Source organism: Pseudomonas fluorescens, assembly GCF_004683905.1.
Classification (GTDB): domain Bacteria; phylum Pseudomonadota; class Gammaproteobacteria; order Pseudomonadales; family Pseudomonadaceae; genus Aquipseudomonas; species Aquipseudomonas putida_A.
Window position 1 is genome coordinate 3,278,698 of sequence record NZ_CP038438.1, and the last position, 22,455, is coordinate 3,301,152.

General features: G+C 60.3%; 24 protein-coding genes. 16 read left to right on the forward strand and 8 right to left on the reverse strand.

Translation table 11 applies throughout. The annotated features are described in order from the left end of the window. The first annotated feature begins 4 nt into the window (after positions 1–4). The 3 genes from E4T63_RS14930 (at position 5) to nhaB (ending at position 3,409) form a co-directional block, all read left to right on the forward strand. Positions 5–271, forward strand: coding sequence for a hypothetical protein (locus E4T63_RS14930; RefSeq protein WP_003225374.1), 267 nt, complete (start codon positions 5–7; stop codon positions 269–271). Positions 272–549: 278 nt separating this feature from the next. Further along, a complete protein-coding gene (locus tag E4T63_RS14935; protein WP_134786492.1) occupies positions 550–1,839 on the forward strand; it encodes a hypothetical protein in 1,290 nt (429 codons plus the stop codon). A 67-nt stretch (positions 1,840–1,906) separates the two neighbouring features. After that, a complete protein-coding gene (nhaB, locus tag E4T63_RS14940; protein ID WP_135295890.1) occupies positions 1,907–3,409 on the forward strand; it encodes a sodium/proton antiporter NhaB in 1,503 nt (500 codons plus the stop codon). Positions 3,410–3,736: 327 nt separating this feature from the next. Here the strand turns inward: nhaB and E4T63_RS14945 are convergent, their stop codons facing one another. The 3 genes from E4T63_RS14945 to gnd are packed head-to-tail and all read right to left on the reverse strand — an operon-like array spanning position 3,737 to position 7,043. Next, complete coding sequence (locus E4T63_RS14945; protein WP_096796547.1) at positions 3,737–4,546, reverse strand: HAD family hydrolase; 810 nt, start codon at positions 4,544–4,546, stop codon at positions 3,737–3,739. Beyond that, positions 4,543–6,066, reverse strand: a complete 1,524-nt coding sequence (gene zwf, locus E4T63_RS14950; RefSeq protein WP_047598529.1) for a glucose-6-phosphate dehydrogenase — start codon at positions 6,064–6,066, stop codon at positions 4,543–4,545. Before zwf ends, E4T63_RS14945 begins: the two co-directional genes overlap by 4 nt. Then, a complete protein-coding gene (gene gnd / locus E4T63_RS14955; RefSeq protein ID WP_098964149.1) occupies positions 6,063–7,043 on the reverse strand; it encodes a phosphogluconate dehydrogenase (NAD(+)-dependent, decarboxylating) in 981 nt (326 codons plus the stop codon). The genes zwf and gnd overlap by 4 nt, the downstream gene beginning before the upstream one ends. A gap of 274 nt (positions 7,044–7,317) precedes the next feature. Here gnd and E4T63_RS14960 point away from each other — a divergent pair, with 274 nt between their 5' ends. Then, positions 7,318–7,500 (forward strand): DUF6026 family protein, encoded by a 183-nt coding sequence (locus E4T63_RS14960; RefSeq protein WP_007964649.1) that lies wholly within the window; start codon positions 7,318–7,320, stop codon positions 7,498–7,500. 199 nt (positions 7,501–7,699) lie between these two features. Beyond that, the gene (locus tag E4T63_RS14965) at positions 7,700–9,448 is read left to right on the forward strand and encodes a phosphoethanolamine transferase CptA (RefSeq protein WP_135295891.1); all 1,749 of its coding nucleotides are present in this window, start codon (positions 7,700–7,702) and stop codon (positions 9,446–9,448) included. A 341-nt stretch (positions 9,449–9,789) separates the two neighbouring features. Here E4T63_RS14965 and galU read toward each other — a convergent pair whose 3' ends face one another. Further along, positions 9,790–10,629, reverse strand: a complete 840-nt coding sequence (gene galU, locus E4T63_RS14970; protein ID WP_007912230.1) for a UTP--glucose-1-phosphate uridylyltransferase GalU — start codon at positions 10,627–10,629, stop codon at positions 9,790–9,792. Positions 10,630–10,887: 258 nt separating this feature from the next. Between galU and E4T63_RS14975 the strand changes: the two genes are divergently transcribed. Continuing rightward, positions 10,888–11,073, forward strand: coding sequence for a hypothetical protein (locus E4T63_RS14975; RefSeq protein WP_007964653.1), 186 nt, complete (start codon positions 10,888–10,890; stop codon positions 11,071–11,073). A 151-nt stretch (positions 11,074–11,224) separates the two neighbouring features. Continuing rightward, complete coding sequence (locus E4T63_RS14980; protein ID WP_007964655.1) at positions 11,225–11,512, forward strand: hypothetical protein; 288 nt, start codon at positions 11,225–11,227, stop codon at positions 11,510–11,512. Between the two features lie 3 nt (positions 11,513–11,515). On the opposite strand, the gene E4T63_RS14985 is transcribed toward E4T63_RS14980, so the two are convergent. After that, positions 11,516–11,746 carry a hypothetical protein gene (locus E4T63_RS14985; protein WP_003225391.1) on the reverse strand — a complete coding sequence of 77 codons (231 nt, stop codon included), beginning with the start codon at positions 11,744–11,746 and terminating at the stop codon, positions 11,516–11,518. 72 nt (positions 11,747–11,818) lie between these two features. Further along, the gene (locus E4T63_RS14990; protein WP_027612690.1) at positions 11,819–12,175 is read right to left on the reverse strand and encodes a hypothetical protein; all 357 of its coding nucleotides are present in this window, start codon (positions 12,173–12,175) and stop codon (positions 11,819–11,821) included. 212 nt (positions 12,176–12,387) lie between these two features. On the opposite strand from E4T63_RS14990, the gene E4T63_RS14995 reads away from it, so the two are divergent. The 5 genes from E4T63_RS14995 (at position 12,388) to ada (ending at position 15,521) form a co-directional block, all read left to right on the forward strand. Beyond that, positions 12,388–12,690 carry a DUF1883 domain-containing protein gene (locus tag E4T63_RS14995; RefSeq protein ID WP_024164475.1) on the forward strand — a complete coding sequence of 101 codons (303 nt, stop codon included), beginning with the start codon at positions 12,388–12,390 and terminating at the stop codon, positions 12,688–12,690. 30 nt (positions 12,691–12,720) lie between these two features. Continuing rightward, the gene (locus tag E4T63_RS28540; protein WP_096796544.1) at positions 12,721–12,891 is read left to right on the forward strand and encodes a hypothetical protein; all 171 of its coding nucleotides are present in this window, start codon (positions 12,721–12,723) and stop codon (positions 12,889–12,891) included. Between the two features lie 94 nt (positions 12,892–12,985). After that, a complete protein-coding gene (locus tag E4T63_RS15000) occupies positions 12,986–13,696 on the forward strand; it encodes a 2OG-Fe(II) oxygenase (RefSeq protein ID WP_135295892.1) in 711 nt (236 codons plus the stop codon). Between the two features lie 5 nt (positions 13,697–13,701). Further along, positions 13,702–14,367, forward strand: a complete 666-nt coding sequence (gene alkB, locus E4T63_RS15005) for a DNA oxidative demethylase AlkB (RefSeq protein ID WP_096796583.1) — start codon at positions 13,702–13,704, stop codon at positions 14,365–14,367. Positions 14,368–14,453: 86 nt separating this feature from the next. Then, positions 14,454–15,521, forward strand: a complete 1,068-nt coding sequence (ada, locus tag E4T63_RS15010) for a bifunctional DNA-binding transcriptional regulator/O6-methylguanine-DNA methyltransferase Ada (RefSeq protein ID WP_135295893.1) — start codon at positions 14,454–14,456, stop codon at positions 15,519–15,521. Here the strand turns inward: ada and E4T63_RS15015 are convergent. Further along, positions 15,518–15,976 carry a GyrI-like domain-containing protein gene (locus E4T63_RS15015; RefSeq protein WP_135295894.1) on the reverse strand — a complete coding sequence of 153 codons (459 nt, stop codon included), beginning with the start codon at positions 15,974–15,976 and terminating at the stop codon, positions 15,518–15,520. The two genes, ada and E4T63_RS15015, sit on opposite strands and share 4 nt — an antisense overlap. A gap of 61 nt (positions 15,977–16,037) precedes the next feature. Continuing rightward, positions 16,038–17,021: an MDR family oxidoreductase gene (locus E4T63_RS15020; RefSeq protein WP_135295895.1), complete on the reverse strand. Its 984-nt coding sequence runs from the start codon at positions 17,019–17,021 to the stop codon at positions 16,038–16,040. 188 nt (positions 17,022–17,209) lie between these two features. Here E4T63_RS15020 and E4T63_RS15025 point away from each other — a divergent pair, with 188 nt between their 5' ends. From E4T63_RS15025 to modB, 4 genes are all read left to right on the forward strand, one after another. Next, complete coding sequence (locus E4T63_RS15025; RefSeq protein WP_135295896.1) at positions 17,210–19,672, forward strand: autotransporter; 2,463 nt, start codon at positions 17,210–17,212, stop codon at positions 19,670–19,672. A gap of 101 nt (positions 19,673–19,773) precedes the next feature. After that, the gene (locus E4T63_RS15030) at positions 19,774–20,838 is read left to right on the forward strand and encodes an NAD(P)H-dependent flavin oxidoreductase (protein WP_096796538.1); all 1,065 of its coding nucleotides are present in this window, start codon (positions 19,774–19,776) and stop codon (positions 20,836–20,838) included. A 168-nt stretch (positions 20,839–21,006) separates the two neighbouring features. Further along, on the forward strand, positions 21,007–21,774 hold the full coding sequence (modA, locus tag E4T63_RS15035) for a molybdate ABC transporter substrate-binding protein (RefSeq protein WP_134786500.1): 768 nt from the start codon (positions 21,007–21,009) through the stop codon (positions 21,772–21,774). Next, a complete protein-coding gene (gene modB, locus E4T63_RS15040; protein ID WP_003225407.1) occupies positions 21,775–22,455 on the forward strand; it encodes a molybdate ABC transporter permease subunit in 681 nt (226 codons plus the stop codon).

Consider the following 22,455-nt stretch of genomic DNA (forward strand, 5'->3'; position numbering starts at 1 on the left):
CCCAATGACCGCCCCGCTCCGTATCAACGAAGCTCTTTTGATTGCCAACCACGCGTTCAAACCCTTTCAGTGCGTGGCCTGGGCCCCACAAGACGGCAATGGCGAACTGAACCTGACCGTCATCGACCGTACCAACTCGCACATCGGTCGCCAGCAGATTCCGAGCAGCGCCTACTCTGACCCGGCGCAACTGGAACTGCTGTTGCAACAGGCCCGCGCCGAATTGAGCAAAGAAGGTTACCTGCTGCAATCGTGGTCGATGCCACATTGATCAGAGGCTGATGCGGATGACTTTCACGTCATCCGCTCTGTTCTTTGTTAGTTATCCGCTGCTGTTTATCTTCAATACTTCTGTACAACTTTCTTCAACCTGCCAGGCGCCACTGCTTGGCAGGCTTTCGTTTGGTTCAAAAAGACACTGTTATGGCACAGTGCGACCCTCCACCTGTTAGTTCTGTCAGTTGAACTTGCGTGTATTCAGGGATTGAATGTTCCGCTCATGCAGTTACCGCCCATTCGGGCCTGGTCAACTTGCAAGGAGAGGCATGCATGTCACCCGAGAACGCCTTTGCGCGCCCGGCACTACTCAACAGTTCCGGGCAACTCGACAAACAATTTGCCAACACTGGCGTCGCCCAAGTGTATTTCGCCGGCAGTGTTTCCAGCATGACTCAGGGTGTCGCACTGGATCGACAGGGGCGCGTGCTGGTCGCCGCCAAGGTCGGCACTGCTCAAGGCAGTCGTTTCGGTCTGGCACGCCTACTTGCGGACGGTTCGGCCGACCTCGCTTTCGGCCAGCATGGCAGCGTGATTGGCGAGTTCGAACGCGGTTTTGAGGCCACCGGTGGCAAGGTCCAGGTATTGCCCGACGGACGAATCCTGCTGGCCGGGCTGCATTATCAAAACGCCCATCGCACCCTGCCCGCCCTTGCCCTGTTCAGCACCGAGGGTATCCCCGACCCGAGCTTTGGTGAAAATGGTCGCAAAGTAGTGCGCCTGCCCGGCGACCTGTCCATCGGTTCCCGTGACTGCTGGCTGCCTCCCGGCGTACCGGGTGCTGAAGCCTGTGACATCGCCGTGCAGGACGACGGGCATATTCTGCTGATCGCCAATCACCACTTCGAACTCGCCGACCATGCCGGAATGCTGATCCGCCTGACGCCAGACGGGACGCTCGATGCAAGCTTCAATGGGCGCGGTTTCGTGATGATTCGACATTTGCTGCTCAACACGTGGCTCAGCAGCCTCGTATTGCAGAAGGACGGGCGGATCCTTGTCGCCGGCTCAATTGATTTTCCCCAGGAGGGGCTGGTGGCGCGCTACCTGCCTGACGGGCGTCTTGATGAGCGCTTCGCGGTGGATGGCTTCCTGGCTTTCAAAGCCAACGGCAAAAGCGCGATGGTCTGTCAGGTCATCGAGTCAAAGGAACATCTGCACTGTTTTGGCAGCAGTCGCGATCCGATCCGCTGCCTGGCGCTGAGCCTGCATCCTAACGGCCGCCCGGACTGGCGCAACGACACTGGCCACCCGCATCTGCTGGAAATCGGTCCCAGTGGTTGCCAGTGGAGCGCCGCGCAACGCATGGCGGATGGTCGGATCATGGCGGTGGGTGCAACGATCGGCGGCGTCGAGGCCGACTTCATCGTTGCTCGCTATAAAGCTGATGGTCATCTCGACCGAAGCTTCGGCAACGGCCACGGCTGGTTGCGCACGCGCCTGGGCCGCAGCCTGGATACCGCCAATTCTCTCGCGATCCAGCCAGACCGGAAAATTCTTGTCGGCGGCTACTCGCTCGACGGCAACTACCGCGCCATGGTCGCGCGTTATCTGAATCAATAACTTCCCGGACTTGAACTTGCCAGGCACTTGCGGCAACTTGCGCGCTTCTTAATACAAGGAGCAACCGATGTCCGGTTCACTGGCTCAGGCGTTCGCGCATAACTTCCTCGGGCATTCGCCCCGCTGGTACAAGGCGTGCATCGTCGGGTTCCTGATCCTCAACGCCGTGGTGCTGTTCACTGTCGGCCCGGTCGCCGCCGGCTGGCTGCTGGTGATCGAATTCATTTTCACCCTGGCCATGGCCCTCAAGTGCTATCCATTGATGCCCGGTGGCTTGTTGCTGATCGAAGCCCTGCTGCTGAAGATGACCTCACCACAGGCCCTGTACGATGAACTGGTGCACAACTTCCCGGTGATCCTGCTGCTGATGTTCATGGTCGCGGGCATCTACTTCATGAAGGATCTGCTGCTGTTTCTGTTCTCACGGTTGCTGCTGGGCGTGCGCTCCAAGGCGCTGCTGGCGCTGATGTTCTGCTTTCTCTCAGCTTTTTTGTCGGCGTTTCTCGATGCCTTGACCGTAACCGCGGTGATCATCAGCGCGGCGGTCGGCTTCTATTCGGTCTACCACCGCGTGGCCTCGGGCAATGATCCGCGTCAGGACAGCGAATTCAGCGACGACCGCCATCTGCCGGCCCTGCACCATGAAGACCTGGAGCAATTCCGCGCATTCCTGCGCAGCCTGCTGATGCACGGCGCGGTCGGCACCGCACTCGGTGGGGTCTGCACCCTGGTGGGTGAGCCGCAGAATCTGCTGATCGGTCATGAAATGGGCTGGCACTTCGCAGAGTTTTTCCAGAAAGTCGCGCCGGTTTCGTTGCCGGTGCTGGCGGCGGGTCTGGTGACCTGCGTGCTGCTGGAAAAACTGCGCTGGTTTGGCTACGGCACCCTGCTGCCGGACAACGTCCGCGCCGTGCTGGCCAATTACGCCGCCGAAGACAACGCCGAACGCACCCCGCGTCAGCGTGCCGCCCTGCTGGTGCAAGGCGCTGCCGCATTGATCCTGATTGGCTGCCTGGCGTTTCACGCCGCGGAGGTCGGGCTGATCGGCCTGATGGTGATCGTGCTGATCACCGCGTTCACCGGCATCACCGACGAGCATCGTCTGGGCAGCGCGTTCAAGGACGCCATGCCGTTCACTGCATTGCTGGTGGTGTTTTTCGCCGTGGTCGCGGTGATTCACGATCAACAACTGTTCGCCCCGCTGATCCAGTGGGTGCTGGCGCTGCCGGCGGAACAACAGCCGGGCATGCTGTTCATCGCCAACGGCCTGCTATCGGCGATCAGCGATAACGTGTTCGTCGCCACGATCTACATCACCGAAGTGAAACAGGCTTTCCTGTCCGGGCACATGAGCCGCGAGCATTTCGAGACCCTGGCGATCGCGATCAACACTGGCACCAACCTGCCAAGCGTGGCGACGCCCAATGGTCAGGCGGCGTTCCTGTTCCTGCTGACCTCGGCGATTGCGCCGCTGGTGCGCCTGTCGTACGGGCGGATGGTGTGGATGGCGTTGCCGTACACCGTAGTGATGGGGTTGCTGGGCTGGTATGCGGTGAGTTACTGGCTCTGACAACACGCGATAAAACTGTGGGAGCGGGCTTGCTCGCGAATGCTGAGTGTCAGGCACTTGATGTGTTGACTGATGCACCGCATTCGCGAGCAAGCTCGCTCCCACATTGTCAGGGCGGTGAGCCAATGGCGCTGGCAACTCTCGATCAACCGGTATGAGCAGGCTCACTCCCACATTGGCAGGCGCTCAGCCAATGGCTCTGACTACACGCGATTAAAACTGTGGGAGCGGGCTTGCTCGCGAATGCGGAGTGTCAGGCACTTGATGTGTTGACTGATACTCCGCATTCGCGAGCAAGCCCGCTCCCACAGTTTGTTTCCGGATGAATCAGCGACCGAGGATGTACTTCTCGATCGCCTGCGCCACGCCGTCGTCGGTGTTTGGTGCGGTGACCACGTCAGCCTGGCGCTTCACCGCCTCTTCCGCCTGCCCCATGGCAATCGACAATCCCGCGCAATGGAACATCGCCGGGTCGTTGCCGCCATCGCCAATCGCGGCGGTCTGCGCCAGCGGGATATCGAGGTGCGCGGCAATGGTTGCCAGTGCGGTGCCCTTGTTGGCCTCCAGCGCCGTCACGTCCAGGTACACCGGTTGCGAACGCGAAACCTGAGCCATGCCGCTGACTTTGGCTAACAGGCGCGCCTCAAGCTCGATCAGCAGATCGGTGTTGTTACTGGTGGCGACGATCTTGTCGATGCGCTCCAGGTACGGTTCGAAACTCTCGACCACCACCGGCGGATAACCGAGGCCGTGCTGTTCGCGCGGCACCATCGGCCCGTGCGGATCCTTGAGCAACCAGTCACCACCGCTGAACACCCAGATCTCCACATCCGGCTGGTCAGCGAACAACGCCAGAGCAATCAGCGCGGTCGGCACCGGCAGGTAATGCGCCACCAACAGACTGCCATCCGGATTGACGATGGTGCCGCCATTAAAGGCGGCGGTCGGCAGATCGACACCCAAGGCTTCGATCTGCTGCAACATGGCCTTGGGCGGGCGTCCGGTCGCCAGACTGAACAACACGCCGGCCTCGCGCAGCGAACGAACGGCGTCAATGGTGCGCTGGCTCAGACTGTGATCGGGCAGCAGCAGCGTGCCGTCCATGTCACTCAATAAAAAGCGGATCGATTCACTCATCCCAGACCATGCCAGACGCGACCGTCGCGAGTCAGCAGATCATTGGCGGCTTGCGGGCCGTCTTCCCCGGCAGCGTAAGTCTGCACACTCGCATCCTGTTGCCAGGCATCGAGGAACGGTTGCACCGCACGCCAGCCGTTCTCGATGTTGTCGGCGCGCTGGAACAGCGTCTGGTCGCCGGTCAGGCAGTCGTAGATCAGCGTTTCGTAGCCAGTGGACGGCTGCATCTCGAAGAAATCCTTGTAGGCAAAACCCAGCTCGATGTTGGCCATGTTCAACGCCGGCCCCGGCCGTTTGGCCAGCAGGTCGAACCACATGCCTTCGTTAGGCTGGATCTGAATACGCAGATAGGTCGGCTGCAACTCGTCGACCTCGGTATCCCGGAACTGCGCGTACGGCGCCGGTTTGAAGCAGATGACGATCTCGGTGTCGCGCACGCTCATGCGCTTGCCGGTGCGCAGGTAGAACGGCACGCCGACCCAGCGCCAGTTGTCGATCATGACTTTCAGCGCGACGTAGGTTTCGGTGTTGCTGTCAGGCGCCACGTTGGCTTCCTGACGATAGCCATTCAACGCTTTGCCATCGACTTCACCGGCGCGGTACTGACCGCGTACCGAATTGGCTCGCGCTTCTTCAACGCTCCATGGGCGGATCGCGCCGACCACTTTGGCCTTCTCTCCACGCACCGCATCGGCGCCGAACGCGGCCGGCGGTTCCATGGCGACCATTGCCAGCAGCTGGAACAGGTGATTGGGCACCATGTCACGCAGCGCACCGGTGTGCTCGTAAAAACTGCCACGGGTTTCGACGCCGACGGTTTCCGCCGCGGTGATTTGCACGTGGTCGATGTAATGGTTGTTCCAGAATGCTTCGAACAGGCTGTTGGAGAACCGGCTGACCAGAATGTTCTGCACGGTTTCCTTGCCCAGGTAATGGTCGATCCGATAGATCTGTTTCTCGGACATGACCTTGAGCAGGCAGGCGTTCAACGCTTCGGCAGTTTGCAGATCGGAGCCGAACGGCTTCTCGATGACCACCCTTCTGAATGCTTCCGGGGTTTCCTCCAACAACTTGGCGGCGCCGAGACGGCGTACCACTTCGCTGAAGAAACGTGGCGCGGTGGCCAGGTAGAACACCGCATTGCCAGTGCCGCTGTCGGCAATTTTTGCCGCCAGCGCGGAATAAGTGCTGTCGTCCAGGAAGTCGCCCTGGACGTAGCTGATACCTTTGGCGAGCTTGGCCCACAAGGCCGGATCAAGCATCTGATCGCCCTTGCCGACTTTCGCCGCCACTTCGGTACGGATGAAGTCTTCGAGTTTTTGCGCGAAGGCTTCATCGGTAATGGCGTTGTGATCAACGCCGACGATCCGCAGATTTTCGTCCAGCAAGCCGTCGCGACTGAGGTTGTACAGCGCCGGCATCAGCAAGCGCTTGACCAGGTCGCCGTGGGCACCGAACAAAAACAGCGTGGTCGGTGGTGCGGGTTCTGCCTTGGATTTTCTGCGGATCGTATGGGTCATTTCTTCGGTGTCTCCACGTGGCCGCCGAAGCCGAAGCGCTGGGCCGAAAGAATCTTGTCGCCAAAAGTGCCCTGACCGCGCGAGCGGTAGCGCGAGAACAGCGAGTTGGACAGCACCGGAACCGGTACCGCCTGCTCCATGGCCGCTTCGATGGTCCATTGACCTTCGCCGCTGTCAGCCACCGAACCGGAGAAGCCGTCGAGTTTCGGGTCGCTGGCCAGTGCGTCGGCGGTCAGGTCGAGCAGCCAGGACGAGACCACGCTGCCACGGCGCCAGACTTCGGCGATGTCGGCCACGTTCAGGTCGAAACGCTGATCTTCTGGCAGACGCTCGCTGGACTTGGTCTTGAGGATGTCGAAGCCTTCGGCGAACGCGGCCATCATGCCGTACTCGATGCCGTTGTGAATCATCTTCACGAAGTGCCCGGCACCGGCAGGACCGGCGTGGATGTAGCCGTGCTCGGCGCGGTGATCCTCGGATTTGCGATCCCTGGTACGCGGAATGTTGCCCATGCCCGGCGCCAGCGCTGCGAACAGTGGGTCCAGACGGTTCACGGTCTCGGCGTCGCCGCCGATCATCATGCAGTAGCCGCGCTCCAGGCCCCAGACGCCGCCGGAGGTACCGACGTCGATGTAGTGCAGGCCCTTCTCGGCCAGGGTTTTCGCCCGGCGAATGTCATCCTTATAGTTGGTGTTGCCGCCGTCGATGATGGTGTCACCGGCTTCCAGCAAGTCGCTCAGAGTGTTGATGGTGTCTTCGGTCGGCGCGCCGGCCGGCAACATGACCCATACGGCACGTGGCTTGGCCAGGCCTGCCACCAGAGCGGGCAGGTCGGCAACGCCGGTGGAGCCCTCGGCGACCAGGTTATCGATGAAAGCGGTATTGCGGTCGTAAACAACGGTGGTGTGACCGTTGAGCATCAGACGTCGCGCAATATTGCCGCCCATGCGGCCCAGTCCAATAATCCCGAGTTGCATGTGCTGATGCTCCTTACTACAAATAAATGTGTGTCATTGGTTATAGCCCAACGCGACTGATGGAGGTTAGTCCAGAGCGTTGCGATGAAGTTTCCGGGCATTGTGCCCGATCCAGACTGATAACGCCCCGAATCCTGCCGAAGACACACCGACCATGAAAAATAAAAAAGTTCCATTCACGGGCAAAAGAAATCAAAATTGGCGCCGATAGCAAGTCAGTAGCCCCGACGCGGGGACGATTTGCAGTTGAGACACGCCATTTGCGAGGTGAGCAATGGGCACAGTACACACAGCAATGCCGCCACAAACCCTGTACGTCACGATCCGTCGCGATGAATTGCGCCAGTTGAAAGACGAGCGCGACCAGTTGAAGCAGGAGCTGGCGCAGCTGCGCTCGCTGACCCAGGGCGCTCAGCCCAAACCTCTGCCGGTGGTCCAGCGCCATCCGCACGCCTGACCTGCCCCGCCAGCTTCGGGAACGGCGCCTGTCGTTCCCGACATGATGCTCCCCTCCCCCTGATCAGCAACTAACGAAGTTTTCACACTACCTTGGTGATACTCCGGCCCATTCTGGCCGTGCGTTTGCGCGCGGCTTCCGTTCGTCGGTTTGATGTAGCGCTCCGACGGTGGTTAGTGACGATGAGCTGGAGTGCTGAATGGCATTGTTCAAACGCAGCAAAACGACTGCGACAGGTTTCGACTGGGCCGGGGTTCTCTGGCTGTTCGCTTTCTTCTGGTATTTCTCGGGCATCACCCAACTGTTGATTCAGCTGACCGGCACCTCCGGTTTCAGCGGTTTCCGTCAGGCCTTCGTGATGAGCGCGCTGTGGCTCGCCCCGATGCTGGCGTTTCCCAAACGCACCAAACTGCTGGCCGCGCTGATCGGTATCGTCCTGTGGGCCTGCTCGATGGCCAGCCTGGGTTATTTCTTCATCTATCAGCAGGAATTCTCGCAAAGCGTCATCTTCATCATGTTCGAGTCGAACATCTCTGAAGCCGGCGAGTACATGACCCAGTACTTTGCCTGGTGGATGATCCCGGCGTTCCTTGCCCATACCGCTTTCGCCTATTTCCTGTGGACCCGCCTGCGCCCGGTGTACATGCCCCGAGGCCGCGCGTTCGTGGCTGCGATCGCGATCGTTTTCGCCGTAGTCGGCTACCCGCTGATCAAACAGACCCAACGTACCGGCAGTTTCGCCGGCGGTTTCGAGAAGTTCGAAGACCGCATCGAGCCAGCCGTGCCTTGGCAGATGGCGGTGGCTTACCACCGCTACCTCGACACCCTGGCCGGCATGCAGGACATGCTGCACAGCACCAGCAAGGTTCCGCCGCTGCATAACCTCAAGGTGACCGATGCCGATAAACCGTCGACCCTGGTGCTGGTGATCGGCGAGTCGACCAACCGTCAGCGCATGAGCCTGTACGGCTATGGACGCAAGACCACGCCGGAACTGGACAAGCTCAAGGATCAGCTCGCGGTGTTCGACAACGTCATCACCCCGCGCCCTTACACCATTGAAGCGCTGCAGCAGGTCCTGACCTTCGCCGACGAAGAGAACCCTGATCTGTACCTGTCCACGCCGTCGCTGGTCAGCATGATGAAACAGGCCGGTTACAAGACCTTCTGGATCACCAACCAGCAGACCATGACCAAGCGCAACACTATGCTCACGACCTTCTCCGAGCAGGCCGACGAGCAGGTGTACCTGAACAACAACCGCAACCAGAACGCCGCGCAGTACGACGGTGACGTGATCGAGCCGTTCAACAAAGCGCTGACCGACCCGGCGCAGCGCAAGCTGATCGTCGTGCACTTGCTCGGCACTCACATGAGCTACCAGTACCGTTATCCGCCGACCTTCGACAAGTTCCAGGACCGTACCGGCGTGCCGGCCGGTGTGCGCGACGATCAGGTACCGACCTACAACAGCTACGACAACGCCGTGCTGTACAACGATTTCGTGGTGTCGAGCCTGATCAAGGACTACGCCAAGTCCGATCCGAACGGCTTCCTGCTGTACCTCTCCGACCACGGTGAAGACGTGTTCGACTCCGCCGGCCACAACACCCTCGGCCGTAACGAGAACAAACCGACCGCGCCGATGTACACCATTCCGTTCATGGCCTGGGCGTCGCCGAAATGGCGCGAGAACCACGACTGGAACTTCGCCGCCGACCTCGGCCGGCCGTACAGCAGCTCGCACCTGATCCACACCTGGGCGGACATGGCCGGTTTGAGTTTCGATGAACTGGACCGCAGCAAGAGTCTGGTCAGCGACAGCTTCAAACCGCGTCCGCTGATGATCGGCAACCCGTACGAACGCGAGCAGCGCGCCTTGATCGACTTCAGCCTGATGAAGCCGAAAAAGGTCGACCCTGCCGCAGCGAATGTCGTGCAGCAGTAACCGCTCGGAAGGCATCGGTTTCGAGAGATCACAACCGGTGTAACGCATAAAGAAAAAGCTCCGTATCGCAAGATACGGAGCTTTTTTCGTTTTGGGCGGTCAGGTAGCCCGCTTTATGGGGCTCTACTGTACCGCCTGAGGGAAATCGGAGCAGCCAGCATGCTCGCACGTACCCTCCTCCCTGAAAGAGCAGCCAGCGCGCTCACAGGGCGCCAGTAAATTGCACCACCAGGATCAAGGATTGTTCCAGCACAAAAACAAACGCCCCGAACAAGTCGGGGCGTTTGTGGGTGCGTTCACTTGGGTGCTTTCACACCCTTCGCGATGCAGGTCCGGCGCTATCAGTAAGCCTTGCCGGTCTTGTAGAAGTTCTCGAAGCAGAAGTTGGTGGCTTCGATGTAGCCTTCGGCGCCACCGCAGTCAAAACGCTTGCCCTTGAACTTGTAGGCCATGACGCAGCCGTTCTGGGCCTGCTTCATCAGGGCGTCGGTGATCTGGATTTCACCGCCCTTGCCTGGTTCGGTCTGTTCGATCAGGTCGAAGATGTCCGGGGTCAGGATGTAACGACCGATGATTGCCAGGTTCGACGGCGCGTCTTCCGGCTTTGGCTTCTCGACCATGCTGTGTACGCGGTAGATGTCATCGCGAATCATCTCGCCGGCGATCACGCCATACTTGCTGGTTTCCTGCGGATCGACTTCCTGAATGGCGATGATCGAGCAGCGGAACTGCTTGTACAGCTTGACCATCTGGGTCAGTACGCCGTCTCCTTCGAGGTTGACGCACAGGTCGTCCGCCAGCACCACGGCGAACGGCTCGTCACCGATCAGCGGGCGACCGGTGAGGATCGCGTGGCCCAAGCCTTTCATTTCGGTCTGACGGGTGTAGGAGAACGAGCACTCGTCGAGCAGCTTGCGGATGCCGACCAGGTATTTCTCCTTGTCGGTGCCTTTGATCTGGTTTTCCAGCTCATAGCTGATGTCGAAGTGGTCTTCCAGAGCGCGCTTGCCACGACCGGTCACGATCGAGATTTCAGTCAGGCCAGCGTCCAGAGCTTCTTCAACGCCGTACTGGATCAGTGGCTTGTTTACCACCGGCAGCATTTCTTTGGGCATGGCTTTAGTCGCTGGCAGGAAGCGAGTACCGTAACCGGCTGCTGGGAACAAGCATTTCTTGATCATATAAGTCCTTGAAAGGGCTGTGTGTACGAGTTTCGGCGCAGTCTAATCAGGCGGCGTGCACCTTACAATGCCCCGCACTGGCTAACCGATGCCAACATAGAGAAATATTCTCGCCGATAGTTCCGTTGGCGACTGCGACCCGCGAAAACAGAGTAGCTCAAACACGCAAATGCGCTGCATCACCATACGCTCATCATCCCCCAATGTGAGGATTTGTCGGTATCATGGCGCCTTTGAACCAGCGAACGAGACAGATAGATGGCCGCGGTAAAAATCATCAACGGGTATGTGATCGACAAGAAAGACGGCAAGTGGAACCTGACCACGACCAATGGCGAACACATCGCCGGTCCTTTCGACAGCGAGCAGCTGGCGACTGATGTAGCGTCGGTATTCACCGACACCCCTGCGTCGTCCAAACGCCGTGGCAAAGATCAGGACTGATCTGTTGCGACACGCGCCGAGCCCTGCCCTTGTGCAGGGCTTTTTTGTGGCCGCTCGCAGCATGATGAAAACAAGTGGCCAATCGCTATAACCTTTTCATGCTGGCGCTGTCAGAGCGTTTAGCCCCTCCCTCGCTGAAGACGACACACTTATGAACATGAACAGAATGCTGCCGCTGATCGCGGTATTGGCCCTCGGTGGCTGTGCCACCTCGGAAACCACCTACCTGAACAACGGCGAACAGGGCTTGAGCATCGACTGCTCCGGGGAAGCCAACTCCTGGGCCACCTGCTACGAGAAGGCTGACGCCTCCTGCGCGGGCACTGGCTATCGCATCGTCGGTACCGACGGCACGCCAGCGCCCAAGGAAAGCGACAAGACCCTGGGAGTCGATGTCGGCAACTACAAGAACCGCAGTGTGGTGGTGGTCTGCAAATAGACCCTACATGTGGATCTCGGCGAACTTGATCCCGAGCCCGCGCACGATCTCGATCAGGTCGTCGAGCCGGGCAAAGGATTCGACTTCGTCGTTATCGTCCACCAGAAAATAGCTACGACCGGCGCTCTTCTTGAAAAACACGATCCACTCGCCCGGGTTCGCCGGATTTTGAATCACATGCGTGGCAGAGATAAGGCCCTCTGCATGCCGTTCCCGTACTTGCTCTCGCTTCATGCGCGACTCCAGAAATGAAAATGCCGTCACAGCAAGACTGTGACGGCATCGGTGCTGATGGCCGCTATTCTATCAGCCGGAAATACAGGCATTGGCGGCGTTTTGCACGTCACGGGGACGAACCGGCACATTGGACATCCGCTCATGCAGCTTGATGCTGCTGCCGCCGGAACGGTCTTCGATATCAAACACCGCAGCCGCGCCGGTGGAAAATTTCCCGGGAACAATCACTCGCACGCCATCCTTGTGCGGCTGCATCTGCAGCGCGCCGCGGCTGTTGGCAAGCTTGTCGGCCAGGCACTGAGCATACTCATGGGGTTTCTTGCCGGAAATCACGCTCATGGTGGGCAAGGTTTCGTTGATTTCGGAAACACTCGCGCAACCACCCACGACCAACATCAACGGCAGACACACCACACCCCACTTCATACAAATACCTCCCATAAAGACCCTCGGACAGCAGTAATGCCATTTTTCTCCGAGGCTTACTCCATTAAACCCGCATGGAATCGCGAATAACTGTTTTTAATTGTCAAAGCAGCGCTCGACGGCGGGATAATAACCCGTTCGGGCTGATAAACTGCGCCAATCGCACATGCTATCGTTTTGATTTTGTAGAAAAAGCCCTTCTGGAGGCGCCCATGAAATTCATTCACCAGCGCGAGCACCTCAACGAAGACGACATCGTCGTCATCCAATGCTCGCAAACCTGCAACATCCGCTTGATGAACGACGCCAACTTCCGCGCGTTCAAGAACGGCGGCCGCCACACCTACCACGGCGGCGCTTTCGACACGTTTCCTGCGCGCATCACCGCGCCGAGCACCGGTTTCTGGAACATCACCATCGACACCGTCAACCGTCGCGCCATCAGCGTCACGCGCAAGCCGACCCTGACCCACTCGATCAAGATCATCCGCCGCTCCAGCTCCAAACTGAGCTGAGTCGCCCCTGACACAAAGGTAAGCACGACCGTGGCCCAAACGACCAAATACGTCATCAAATACAAGCTCAACGGTGAACGCCGTTTCGAGTTCGCGCAACTGGAAAACGGCACCGTCGAAGAGGCCAAGGCCGCACTGGACGCCATCCATGGCACCACCGAAGACGTGATCAGCGACATCGCCGTGAGCAAAGCCCTGTAACGCAACACTCGGGATTCGACCGCAAGCGGCGGAGTGTTCTGCCGCCGGTATTTGCCCAGACTGACAGCCTCGACCAAAGGGTTCAGGAGTCAGCATGTCAATGTCCCCGTCTCGGCTGGATGCGCTCGATTGGGCAAGCCTCGAACAGCATCTGGATCAATATGGCTATGCCATCGTCCGCTCGTTGCTGTCGGCGCAAACCTGTGAACGCTTGAGCGCCCTGTATTCGCAGACCGAACCGTTTCGTTCGCAGGTCATCATGGCCCGCCACGGTTTCGGTCGCGGGGAATACAAGTACTTCAGCTATCCCCTGCCGACAGCCATCGAACGTCTGCGCACTGCGTTTTACCCGCGCCTGGTGCCACTGGCCAACCGCTGGTACGAACGCATGAATGTGCCTGTACGCTTTCCCGCAACCCATTCCGAGTTTGTGCAGCGCTGTCAGGCTGCCGGCCAGCTGCGGCCGACACCCTTGCTGTTGCAATACGGTCCGCAGGACTACAACTGCCTGCATCAGGATCTGTACGGAGAACTGGTTTTCCCACTGCAAGTGGCGATTCTTCTGTCGGAGCCCGGAGAGGATTTTACCGGTGGTGAGTTCGTTCTGACCGAGCAGCGTCCACGGATGCAATCGCGCCCGCACGTTGTGGCTCTGCACAAGGGTGACGCGGTTATATTCGCGGTCAACCAGCGCCCGGTCAACGGCACACGCGGCGATTATCGAGTGACCATGCGTCACGGCGTCAGTCGCCTGCACAGCGGAAATCGGCATACTCTGGGCATCATCTTCCACGACGCATCATGAACGCCATGCACCCGACCACCTTCGACCTGTTCGCCGACCACGAACCCGAGCAACAACCCCGCGCCGAGCAGATCGGCGAACAATCGTGGGTGTTGCGCGGCTTCGCCCTGCCGGTGATCGATCAACTGTTGCCAGCGCTGGAAGCCATTCTCGCCGTAGCACCGTTGCGCCACATGATGACCCCGGGCGGTTTCAGCATGTCGGTGGGCACCAGCAGTTGCGGAACCCTGGGCTGGATCACCGACCGTAGCGGTTATCGCTACAGCACCGTCGACCCGCTGAGTGGCCAGCCCTGGCCGGCGATGCCAGAAGTGTTGTCGGAACTGGCGCGCAAAGCAGCACAGCGCGCTGAATTTGCCGACTTTCATCCAGACTCCTGCCTGATCAACCAATATGTCCCCGGCGCGAAAATGTCTTTGCATCAGGACAAAGACGAAAAAGCCTACGCGGCGCCGATCGTTTCGCTGTCCCTGGGTTTGCCGGCGATGTTCCTGTTCGGTGGTTTTGCCCGCAGCGACAAGAGCCAGCGCATTCCTCTGCTGCATGGCGATATGGTGGTCTGGGGCGGGGTCGATCGCTTGCGCTTTCACGGCGTGCTGCCGATCAAACCCGGGCGGCATCCACAGTTGGGCGAACGCCGGATCAACCTGACCTTGCGTGTCGCCGGGTGATCTGAAAAGTTTGACCGCAAGGCCCGGAGTGCTACCAACATTGCCGCTGGTTAACCTGAATCAAAGAGGTCAACGGACTACTCGCCATGAAAAAGCTTTCGCCCCTCATCAACGTTGAAACCGATCCACGCTGGGCCGCTGTCGTTGCACGGGACCCGCGGGCCGACGGGCAGTTTGTCTATGCGGTGAAAACCACCGGCGTCTATTGCCGCCCCAGCAGCCTTTCACGTTTGCCCAAACCGCAAAATGTCGAATTTTTCGACAGCGCCGAAGCTGCCGAAGCGGCGGGCTACCGCCCAAGCAAACGCACAAGCAAGGATCAGACTGACGTCGCCAGTCAGCACGCCGCGACCGTGGCGACGGCCTGTCGGCAGATCGAGTCGAGTGAAACAGTGCCCGCACTCAATGAACTCGCCGAGGTCGCCGGCCTCAGCCCTTTCCATTTTCATCGGGTGTTCAAGGCCGCAACCGGCCTGACACCAAAGGGTTACGCGGCGGCGCATCGTTCGCGCCGGGTGCGTGAACGGCTCGCGGATGGCGGCACGGTGACCGATGCGCTGTACGACGCGGGTTTCAATTCCAACAGCCGCTTTTATGAGGCAGCCGACAAGGTGCTGGGCATGAAACCCGGCGACTACCGCGCGGCTGGACGCAACAACGACATTCATTTTGCCGTTGGCCAATGTTCGCTCGGGGCGATTCTGGTGGCGCAGAGTGAGCGCGGCGTGTGCGCGATTCTGTTGGGCGACGATCCGCATCAACTGGTCTGCGATCTGCAGGATCAGTTCCGTCAGGCCAACCTGATTGGCGCCGATGCCGGCTTCGAACAGTTGATTGCCAAGGTGGTGGGTTTCATCGAGGCGCCAGCGCTGGGCCTCGACTTGCCACTGGACGTGCGCGGCACCGCATTTCAGGAACGGGTATGGCAGGCGCTGCGGGAAATCCCGGTGGGTCGCACCGCCAGTTACGCCGAAATCGCCCAACGCATCGGCGCGCCGACGTCCATGCGCGCCGTGGCGCAGGCCTGCGGCGCCAACCGTCTGGCCGTGGCGATCCCCTGCCATCGCGTGGTACGCAGCGATGGCAATCTGTCGGGGTATCGCTGGGGCGTGGAGCGTAAGCGCCAGTTGCTGGAACGCGAAACCCAGTCTTAGCGCACGCCGATGTAGACCGACACGGACTCGGGGCCGGTATAGGCCTCGAAGTCGGTAGCGTAACGGCGCTGAATCTGCGGATTGGCTGCAAAGAAGTCCCAGATCTTTCCCCAGGTCGAGATGACCGCGTCTGGCAACGGCCCCTGCGCTTCGAACACCAGATACTCGCCCGCTTCGATCCGCACGGACTCAAAGTCTTTGACTGAAGCATTCACGGCAACGCCAGCGGTAACGTCAAACGCACCCGAAGCATCCGACTCGTAAGCCGAATACACGCCATAAATCGGCGAATGGGCTGACTTGCCGGGAATGGATTCGGCCAACTCCTCGCCGAAAAACCGGCCCCACATCGGGCCGATTTTCGCGGTTTCGGGTTGGTGCTCTGCGGCGTTGGTGGTGCGAACCTGCAGGCCAGCAACGGTGAAGGCGTCGATTTTCTGTCGTTTCAAATCCATCGAAATTGCGGCTCCCTGTATAGAAGTGCGGCCACACAGGGCCGCAATGACGCCTACTCTGTCAGCGATTGACGTCGACCACAACCCTGCCGCGAAGCTGTCCGGCGAGCAGTTTTGGCGCCGCGTCGATGGCTTCGCTGAGGGCGATTTCATGACTGATCAATGGCAACAGAGCGAAGTCCAGATCCTTGGCCAGACGCGCCCAGGCCTCGATCCGCCGCGCCTTGGGCTGGGTCACGCTGTTGATTCCGGCCAGGGTCACACCGCGCAGAATGAACGGTGCCACCGATGCCGGGAAATCCATGCCCTGAGCCAGACCGCAGGCCGCCACCGTGCCTTCGGCGCGGGTGCTGGCACAGGCGTTGGCCAAGGTGTGACTGCCGACCGAATCGATCACTGCGGCCCAGCGTTCCTTAGCCAAGGGCTTGCCCGGCTCAGACAAAGTTGCGCGATCGATGATCTCGCTGGCACCCAGTTGCTTCAGGTACTCATGCTCGGACACCCGGCCGGTGGACGCCACCACGCGATAACCGAGTTTGCTGAGCAAGGCGATGGCGAAACTGCCCACCCCGCCATTGGCGCCAGTCACCAGCACTTCGCCCTGATCCGGGGTCACGCCGTTACGCTCCAGCGCCAGAATGCACAGCATCGCCGTGTAGCCGGCGGTACCGATGGCCATGGCTTGCGCGGCGGTAAAGGCTTTGGGCAACGGAATCAGCCAGTCGCCATTGAGCCGCGCCTTCTGCGCCAATCCGCCCCAGTGACTTTCGCCCACGCCCCAGCCGTTGAGCAGCACCTGATCACCGCCCCGGTAATCGGGATGCGAACTGACCTCGACCGTGCCCGCCAAGTCGATTCCCGGCACCATCGGGAACTTGCGTACCACAGGGCTGCTGCCAGTAATCGCCAGTCCGTCCTTGAAGTTCAGCGTGCTGTACGCGACCTTCACCGTCACGTCGCCTTCAGGCAACTGCGCTTCGCTGATCTGCTGCAGGCTGGCGCGGTAACCGCTGTCGTCTTTGTCGATCAAAATGCCGTTGAACATGGCTGCCTCTCAATCAATGGGTTCAGATCCTCGTGCCCTGAAATAACACAAAGCAACACATTGCCCCACCCGACTTTGCGCCAATTCGCGAATCCGCCCGGTAATTATGAAGCGGGCGGCTATGCTTTTTCGACGGTCGTGCTTTCGCTGCCATCCTGCTGAAAGCGGCCCTGTCGATGGAGCTGACAATGTCTTACCCGCGCTCGTTGCTTGCGATACTGATGCTGTGCCTGCTGACGGTTGGCAACCCTTGGGCTGCCCCGGCTACCGCCAGCAAACCTGTCGCTGCCGACACTGCCCCGAGCGCGCCGACGTGGCCGCAAGTGATCAGCAGCGGCAAGGCCAAACTGACTGTTTACCAGCCGCAACTCGACAGCTGGGATGGCTACACCCTCAATGCCCGGGCTGCCGTCGAAGCCACCGGCGCCGACGGCAAACCCACCTTCGGCATCGTCCAGTTCAGCGCGCACACGCTGGTCGACAAGGCCACGCGCTGGGTCGCACTGGATCAGTACAAGATCATCAAGGCCGACTTCCCTGCCGACGCCAGTCAGGCCGACGTCTGGCTCGGCGCGCTGCAGAAAGATGCCGAAAGTCGCAAGAAAACCATCTACCTCGATCAACTTGAAGCCGCCGTCAGCGTGCTGTCAGCCGAGCAGAAAGCCGACAGCGCGCCGCTGGAGAACACCCCGCCGACGATCATCAGTTCAGACGTCCCGGCGCTGCTCGTCTACATCGATGGCGACGCCGTGTACCGTGCGGTCGACGGCACTGCGTTGCAGCGGGTGATCAACACCCGCCCGCTATTGCTCAAGGACGCCGAGGGCAAGCACTACCTGCACGTGTTCGATGGCTGGATGGTCGCTGACAGCCTCAGCGGCGAATACACCCGTCTGACCACACCACCGGCCGATCTGGAGAAGGCCAAACAGGCGGCGATCCAGAGCCGTCAGGTCGATCTGCTGACCGGGCAGAGTGATCCGAAAGACAAGGTGCCAAATCTGGCCAAACCGCCGCAGCCGAAAATTTTCATCGCCACCACGCCCACTGAGCTGATCGTCACCGACGGCGCAGCGCAGTGGCTACCGATTCAGGGCACCAGTCTGCTCTACGTGAGCAACACCACCGGGCACATCTTCAAGGAAATCGGTGACCAGAACAGTTACGTGCTGATCTCCGGGCGCTGGTTTCGCGCTGCCGACATGCGCGGCCCATGGACGTTTACCCCGGCGGACAAACTGCCGGCAGATTTCGCCAACATCCCGGATGACAGCCCGAAAGAGAACGTCAAGGCTTCGGTCGCCGGCACACCGCAGGCCAAGGAAGCCGCGATCGCGGCGACCATCCCGCAAACCTCGGCGATCAAGAAAAGCGCAGTGAAAATGACCGCACCGCAGTTCGATGGCGAGCCACAGTTGAAGGCAATCAACAGCACATCCCTGCAGTACGTGGTCAACAGCGCGACGCCGATTATTCGTGTCGACAACGACAACTGGTATGCGGTGGAAAACGGTATCTGGTTCAGCGCCACCTCGGTGAACGGGCCATGGAGCGTCGCCAGTTCGGTGCCGGCGGTGATCTATTCGATCCCGCCGAGTTCGCCGATGCATTACCTCACCTACGTCAAAGTCTATGAGTCCAGCGGCGACACTGTGGTGGTCGGCTATACCCCGGGTTATCAAGGGTCGAATCTGGATCCGGCCACCGGCGTGGTGGTCTACGGCACCGGTTATCCTTACACGCCGTGGGTCGGCAGCGTCTGGTATGGGCCACCGGTGACCTACGGTTTCGGCGTCGCCATGCGCTATACGCCGTGGACAGGCTGGACCTTCGGTTTCGGCTTCGGCTGGAGCTGGGGCGGCAACACCGTGGCGATGGGTTGGGGCTGGGGCGCTTATCCATGGTGGGGCAATTATGGCTGGGGTTACGCCTGGGGCCCGCGCCTGTACCCCGCGCCACTGGCCTGGGGCGGCGCCGCTTATGGCTATCGTGGCGGTGCTGTGACCTGGGGGCCCGGTGGCTGGGCAGGCACCACCGGCAACATTTATCGTCAGTGGGGGGATCGCGCGACGGTGAGTCGCTATGGCGCCGGATACAACGCCTGGACCGGCAATCGCTGGGCCGGTCAGGTTGGCTCGTCCTATAACTCGCGCACCGGCATTGCGGCGGCAGGCCAACGCGGCGCGGTGCACAACGCCTACACCGGCAACTACGCGGCTGGACGCAGCGGTGAAGTGGTCGGGCCGAATGGTGGCGCCATCGCCGGTGGCCGGGTCACCGCAGGTAATGCTCGCACCGGCACCCAGGTCACCGCCAATCGTGGCGCGGTGTACAACCCCAACACCGACAAGACCACGCAGTATGCCGGCGTGAAAGGCCGCAACGGCGGCGCCGCACGGGTTGGCGACAACGTCTATGCCGGGCGCGACGGCAACGTCTACAAGAAAACCGACAACGGCTGGCAATCGATGGTCAAGGGCAGCCCGGCCCGCACGGCGCCGGTCAACAACAATGCGCAACTGCAGAACCTCAATCGCGAGTCTGCTGCGCGCAACTTCGGCAACCAGCGCACCAACAACTTTCACAACTCCTCGCAAGTCATGAACCGCTCATTTGGGGGCGGCGGGGGCGGCGGTTTTCATCGCCGCTGATGGCTGCATTGAAAATTCAGACTGGCCCCGAGTCCGGTTTTGCTGTTAAAAAACCGGCTCTGCCGTCCCTGCCCCGTTTCATCGTTCGGAGAACCGCTTTCATGAGCCAATGGCCTGACACTCGCATTCTTGACCTGCTCGGCATCGAGCTGCCGATCATTCAGGCCCCGATGGCCGGCGCCACGACTTCGGCAATGGTGATCGCCGTGTGCAACGCCGGCGGCTTGGGTTCGATGCCTGCCGCAATGCTGAGCATCGAGCAGTTGCGCGAAGAGCTGAAGACCATTCGCGAGCACACCCGCAAACCGTTCAACGTCAATTTCTTCTGCCACCAGCCACCGGCCGCCGATGAACAGCGCGCGCAAGACTGGAAAAACCTGCTGGAGCCGTACTACCGCGAATTGGGCGTGGATTTCGACGCACCGACACCGGTTTCCAACCGCGCGCCATTCGATGCGGCAGCGTGCGCCGTGCTCGAAGAGTTTCGTCCTGAGGTGGTGAGCTTTCACTTTGGTCTGCCGGAAAAATCCCTGCTGGATCGGGTCAAGGCCACTGGCGCAAAAATTCTCTCGTCCGCCACCACTGTCGATGAAGCGATGTGGCTTGAGCAAAACGGTTGCGACGCGATCATCGCCATGGGTTACGAGGCTGGCGGGCATCGCGGGATGTTTCTCAGCGATGATTTGAGCAGTCAGGTCGGCACTTTTGCGCTGGTGCCGCAGATCGTCGATGCGGTCAAGGTGCCGGTGATCGCTGCCGGCGCCATTGCCGATGCACGCGGTGTCGCCGCAGCATTGGTACTCGGTGCGTCAGCGGTGCAGGTCGGCACCGCGTATCTGTTCACACCGGAAGCGAAAGTCAGCGCCTCGCATCACCAGGCGCTGCGCAGCGCCAAGGAAAGTGAAACTGCGATTACCAACCTGTTCACCGGCCGCCCGGCTCGCGGCATTCTCAATCGGGTGATGCGCGAAATCGGCCCGATGTCACCGAAAGCTCCGGCCTTCCCGCTGGCCGGCGGGGCGCTGATACCGTTGCGTGCCAAAAGTGAAGCGCAGTTCAGCAACCTCTGGGCCGGTCAGGCGTTCCCATTGGGCGAAGAGCTGAACAGCGCTGATCTGACCCGGCAACTGGCGGATGGCGCTCTGGCAAAACTGCTCCGCCGCTGATCCGGCGCAGGGTGAGACATGGCACCACCTCACCCTGTGTTCACCAGCACTTCCTGTTTAGCGGCATTTCGCTATATATTTCGCTATATAGCGTTCCACCCTTCGCATCGGTGCAGTCCACCTCCAACAATAACTGCCCTCTGCACTCGCCCATAACGGAGCTGTTACATGACCATTCGTGCCCCACGTTTTGCCCCAACCTGCCTGGCCACCCTGCTTTCGGTATTCGCCTTCGGTACCGCTCAGGCTGATGAAGTGCAGGTGGCCGTTGCCGCCAACTTCACCGCGCCGATCCAGGCAATTGCTGCCGATTTCGAAAAAGACACCGGGCACAAACTGGTCGCCGCCTACGGTGCCACCGGTCAGTTCTATACCCAGATCAAAAACGGCGCGCCGTTCGAAGTGTTCCTCTCGGCGGACGACACCACGCCGGAAAAACTGGAAAAAGAAGGCGACACCGTCAAGGGTTCGCGCTTCACCTACGCCATCGGCACCCTGGCGCTGTGGTCGGCGAAAGAAGGTTATGTCGACGCCAAAGGTGAAGTCCTGAAGAAGAATGAATACCAGCACCTGTCCATCGCCAATCCGAAAGCCGCGCCATACGGTCTGGCCGCTACTCAAGTGCTGGAAAAACTCAATCTGACTGAGGCGACCAAGGCGAAGATCGTCGAAGGCCAGAACATCACCCAGGCCTACCAGTTCGTGTCCACCGGCAACGCCGAACTGGGTTTTGTCGCACTGTCGCAGATCTACAAGGACGGCAAGGTCACCAGCGGTTCGGCGTGGATCGTTCCAGCGAGCATGCACGAACCGATCAAACAGGACGCGGTGATTCTCAACAAAGGCAAGGACAGCGCCGCCGCCAAAGCGCTGGTTGAATACCTCAAGGGCCCGAAAGCCGCTGCGGTGATCAAGTCCTACGGTTACCAGCTCTAAATGTCGCTGACGAGTGCCGACTTCGCGGCGATCTGGCTGACCCTGAAACTGGCGTCCCTGACCACCGCTATCCTACTGGTCGTCGGCACGCCGATTGCCCTGTGGTTGTCGCGCAGCCGTTCCTGGCTGCGTGGCCCCATCGGCGCTATCGTCGCCCTGCCCCTCGTACTGCCGCCGACCGTGATCGGCTTCTATCTGCTGCTGGCGATGGGGCCCAATGGCTTTCTCGGCCACTTCACGCAATGGCTGGGTCTGGGCACTCTGACCTTCAGTTTTACCGGGCTGGTGATCGGTTCGGTGATCTATTCCATGCCGTTTGTGGTGCAACCGTTGCAGAACGCGTTCTCCGCCATCGGCACCCGCCCACTGGAAGTGGCCGCGACCCTGCGCGCCAATCCCTGGGACACTTTTTTCAGCGTGATCCTGCCGTTGGCCCGCCCCGGTTTCGTGACGGCGGCGATCCTCGGTTTCGCGCATACCGTTGGTGAATTCGGCGTGGTGCTGATGATCGGCGGCAACATTCCCGACAAGACCCGCGTGGTCTCGGTGCAGATCTACGACCATGTCGAGGCGATGGAATATGCCCAGGCCCATTGGCTGGCCGGGGCGATGCTGGTGTTTTCGTTTCTGGTGTTGCTGGCGCTCTACTCCAGCCGCAAGACCCGCGCGGGCTGGAGCTGA

What these genes read in the sequence shown, in the direction of transcription:
- E4T63_RS14930 (WP_003225374.1), top strand. Translation starts at nt 5, where the DNA reads ATGACCGCCCCGCTCCGTATCAACGAAGCTCTTTTGATTGCCAACCAC.
- E4T63_RS14935 (WP_134786492.1), top strand. Translation starts at nt 550, where the DNA reads ATGTCACCCGAGAACGCCTTTGCGCGCCCGGCACTACTCAACAGTTCC.
- nhaB (WP_135295890.1), top strand. Translation starts at nt 1,907, where the DNA reads ATGTCCGGTTCACTGGCTCAGGCGTTCGCGCATAACTTCCTCGGGCAT.
- E4T63_RS14945 (WP_096796547.1), bottom strand. Translation starts at nt 4,546, where the DNA reads ATGAGTGAATCGATCCGCTTTTTATTGAGTGACATGGACGGCACGCTG.
- zwf (WP_047598529.1), bottom strand. Translation starts at nt 6,066, where the DNA reads ATGACCCATACGATCCGCAGAAAATCCAAGGCAGAACCCGCACCACCG.
- gnd (WP_098964149.1), bottom strand. Translation starts at nt 7,043, where the DNA reads ATGCAACTCGGGATTATTGGACTGGGCCGCATGGGCGGCAATATTGCG.
- E4T63_RS14960 (WP_007964649.1), top strand. Translation starts at nt 7,318, where the DNA reads ATGGGCACAGTACACACAGCAATGCCGCCACAAACCCTGTACGTCACG.
- E4T63_RS14965 (WP_135295891.1), top strand. Translation starts at nt 7,700, where the DNA reads ATGGCATTGTTCAAACGCAGCAAAACGACTGCGACAGGTTTCGACTGG.
- galU (WP_007912230.1), bottom strand. Translation starts at nt 10,629, where the DNA reads ATGATCAAGAAATGCTTGTTCCCAGCAGCCGGTTACGGTACTCGCTTC.
- E4T63_RS14975 (WP_007964653.1), top strand. Translation starts at nt 10,888, where the DNA reads ATGGCCGCGGTAAAAATCATCAACGGGTATGTGATCGACAAGAAAGAC.
- E4T63_RS14980 (WP_007964655.1), top strand. Translation starts at nt 11,225, where the DNA reads ATGAACATGAACAGAATGCTGCCGCTGATCGCGGTATTGGCCCTCGGT.
- E4T63_RS14985 (WP_003225391.1), bottom strand. Translation starts at nt 11,746, where the DNA reads ATGAAGCGAGAGCAAGTACGGGAACGGCATGCAGAGGGCCTTATCTCT.
- E4T63_RS14990 (WP_027612690.1), bottom strand. Translation starts at nt 12,175, where the DNA reads ATGAAGTGGGGTGTGGTGTGTCTGCCGTTGATGTTGGTCGTGGGTGGT.
- E4T63_RS14995 (WP_024164475.1), top strand. Translation starts at nt 12,388, where the DNA reads ATGAAATTCATTCACCAGCGCGAGCACCTCAACGAAGACGACATCGTC.
- E4T63_RS15000 (WP_135295892.1), top strand. Translation starts at nt 12,986, where the DNA reads ATGTCAATGTCCCCGTCTCGGCTGGATGCGCTCGATTGGGCAAGCCTC.
- alkB (WP_096796583.1), top strand. Translation starts at nt 13,702, where the DNA reads ATGCACCCGACCACCTTCGACCTGTTCGCCGACCACGAACCCGAGCAA.
- ada (WP_135295893.1), top strand. Translation starts at nt 14,454, where the DNA reads ATGAAAAAGCTTTCGCCCCTCATCAACGTTGAAACCGATCCACGCTGG.
- E4T63_RS15015 (WP_135295894.1), bottom strand. Translation starts at nt 15,976, where the DNA reads ATGGATTTGAAACGACAGAAAATCGACGCCTTCACCGTTGCTGGCCTG.
- E4T63_RS15020 (WP_135295895.1), bottom strand. Translation starts at nt 17,021, where the DNA reads ATGTTCAACGGCATTTTGATCGACAAAGACGACAGCGGTTACCGCGCC.
- E4T63_RS15025 (WP_135295896.1), top strand. Translation starts at nt 17,210, where the DNA reads ATGTCTTACCCGCGCTCGTTGCTTGCGATACTGATGCTGTGCCTGCTG.
- E4T63_RS15030 (WP_096796538.1), top strand. Translation starts at nt 19,774, where the DNA reads ATGAGCCAATGGCCTGACACTCGCATTCTTGACCTGCTCGGCATCGAG.
- modA (WP_134786500.1), top strand. Translation starts at nt 21,007, where the DNA reads ATGACCATTCGTGCCCCACGTTTTGCCCCAACCTGCCTGGCCACCCTG.
- modB (WP_003225407.1), top strand. Translation starts at nt 21,775, where the DNA reads ATGTCGCTGACGAGTGCCGACTTCGCGGCGATCTGGCTGACCCTGAAA.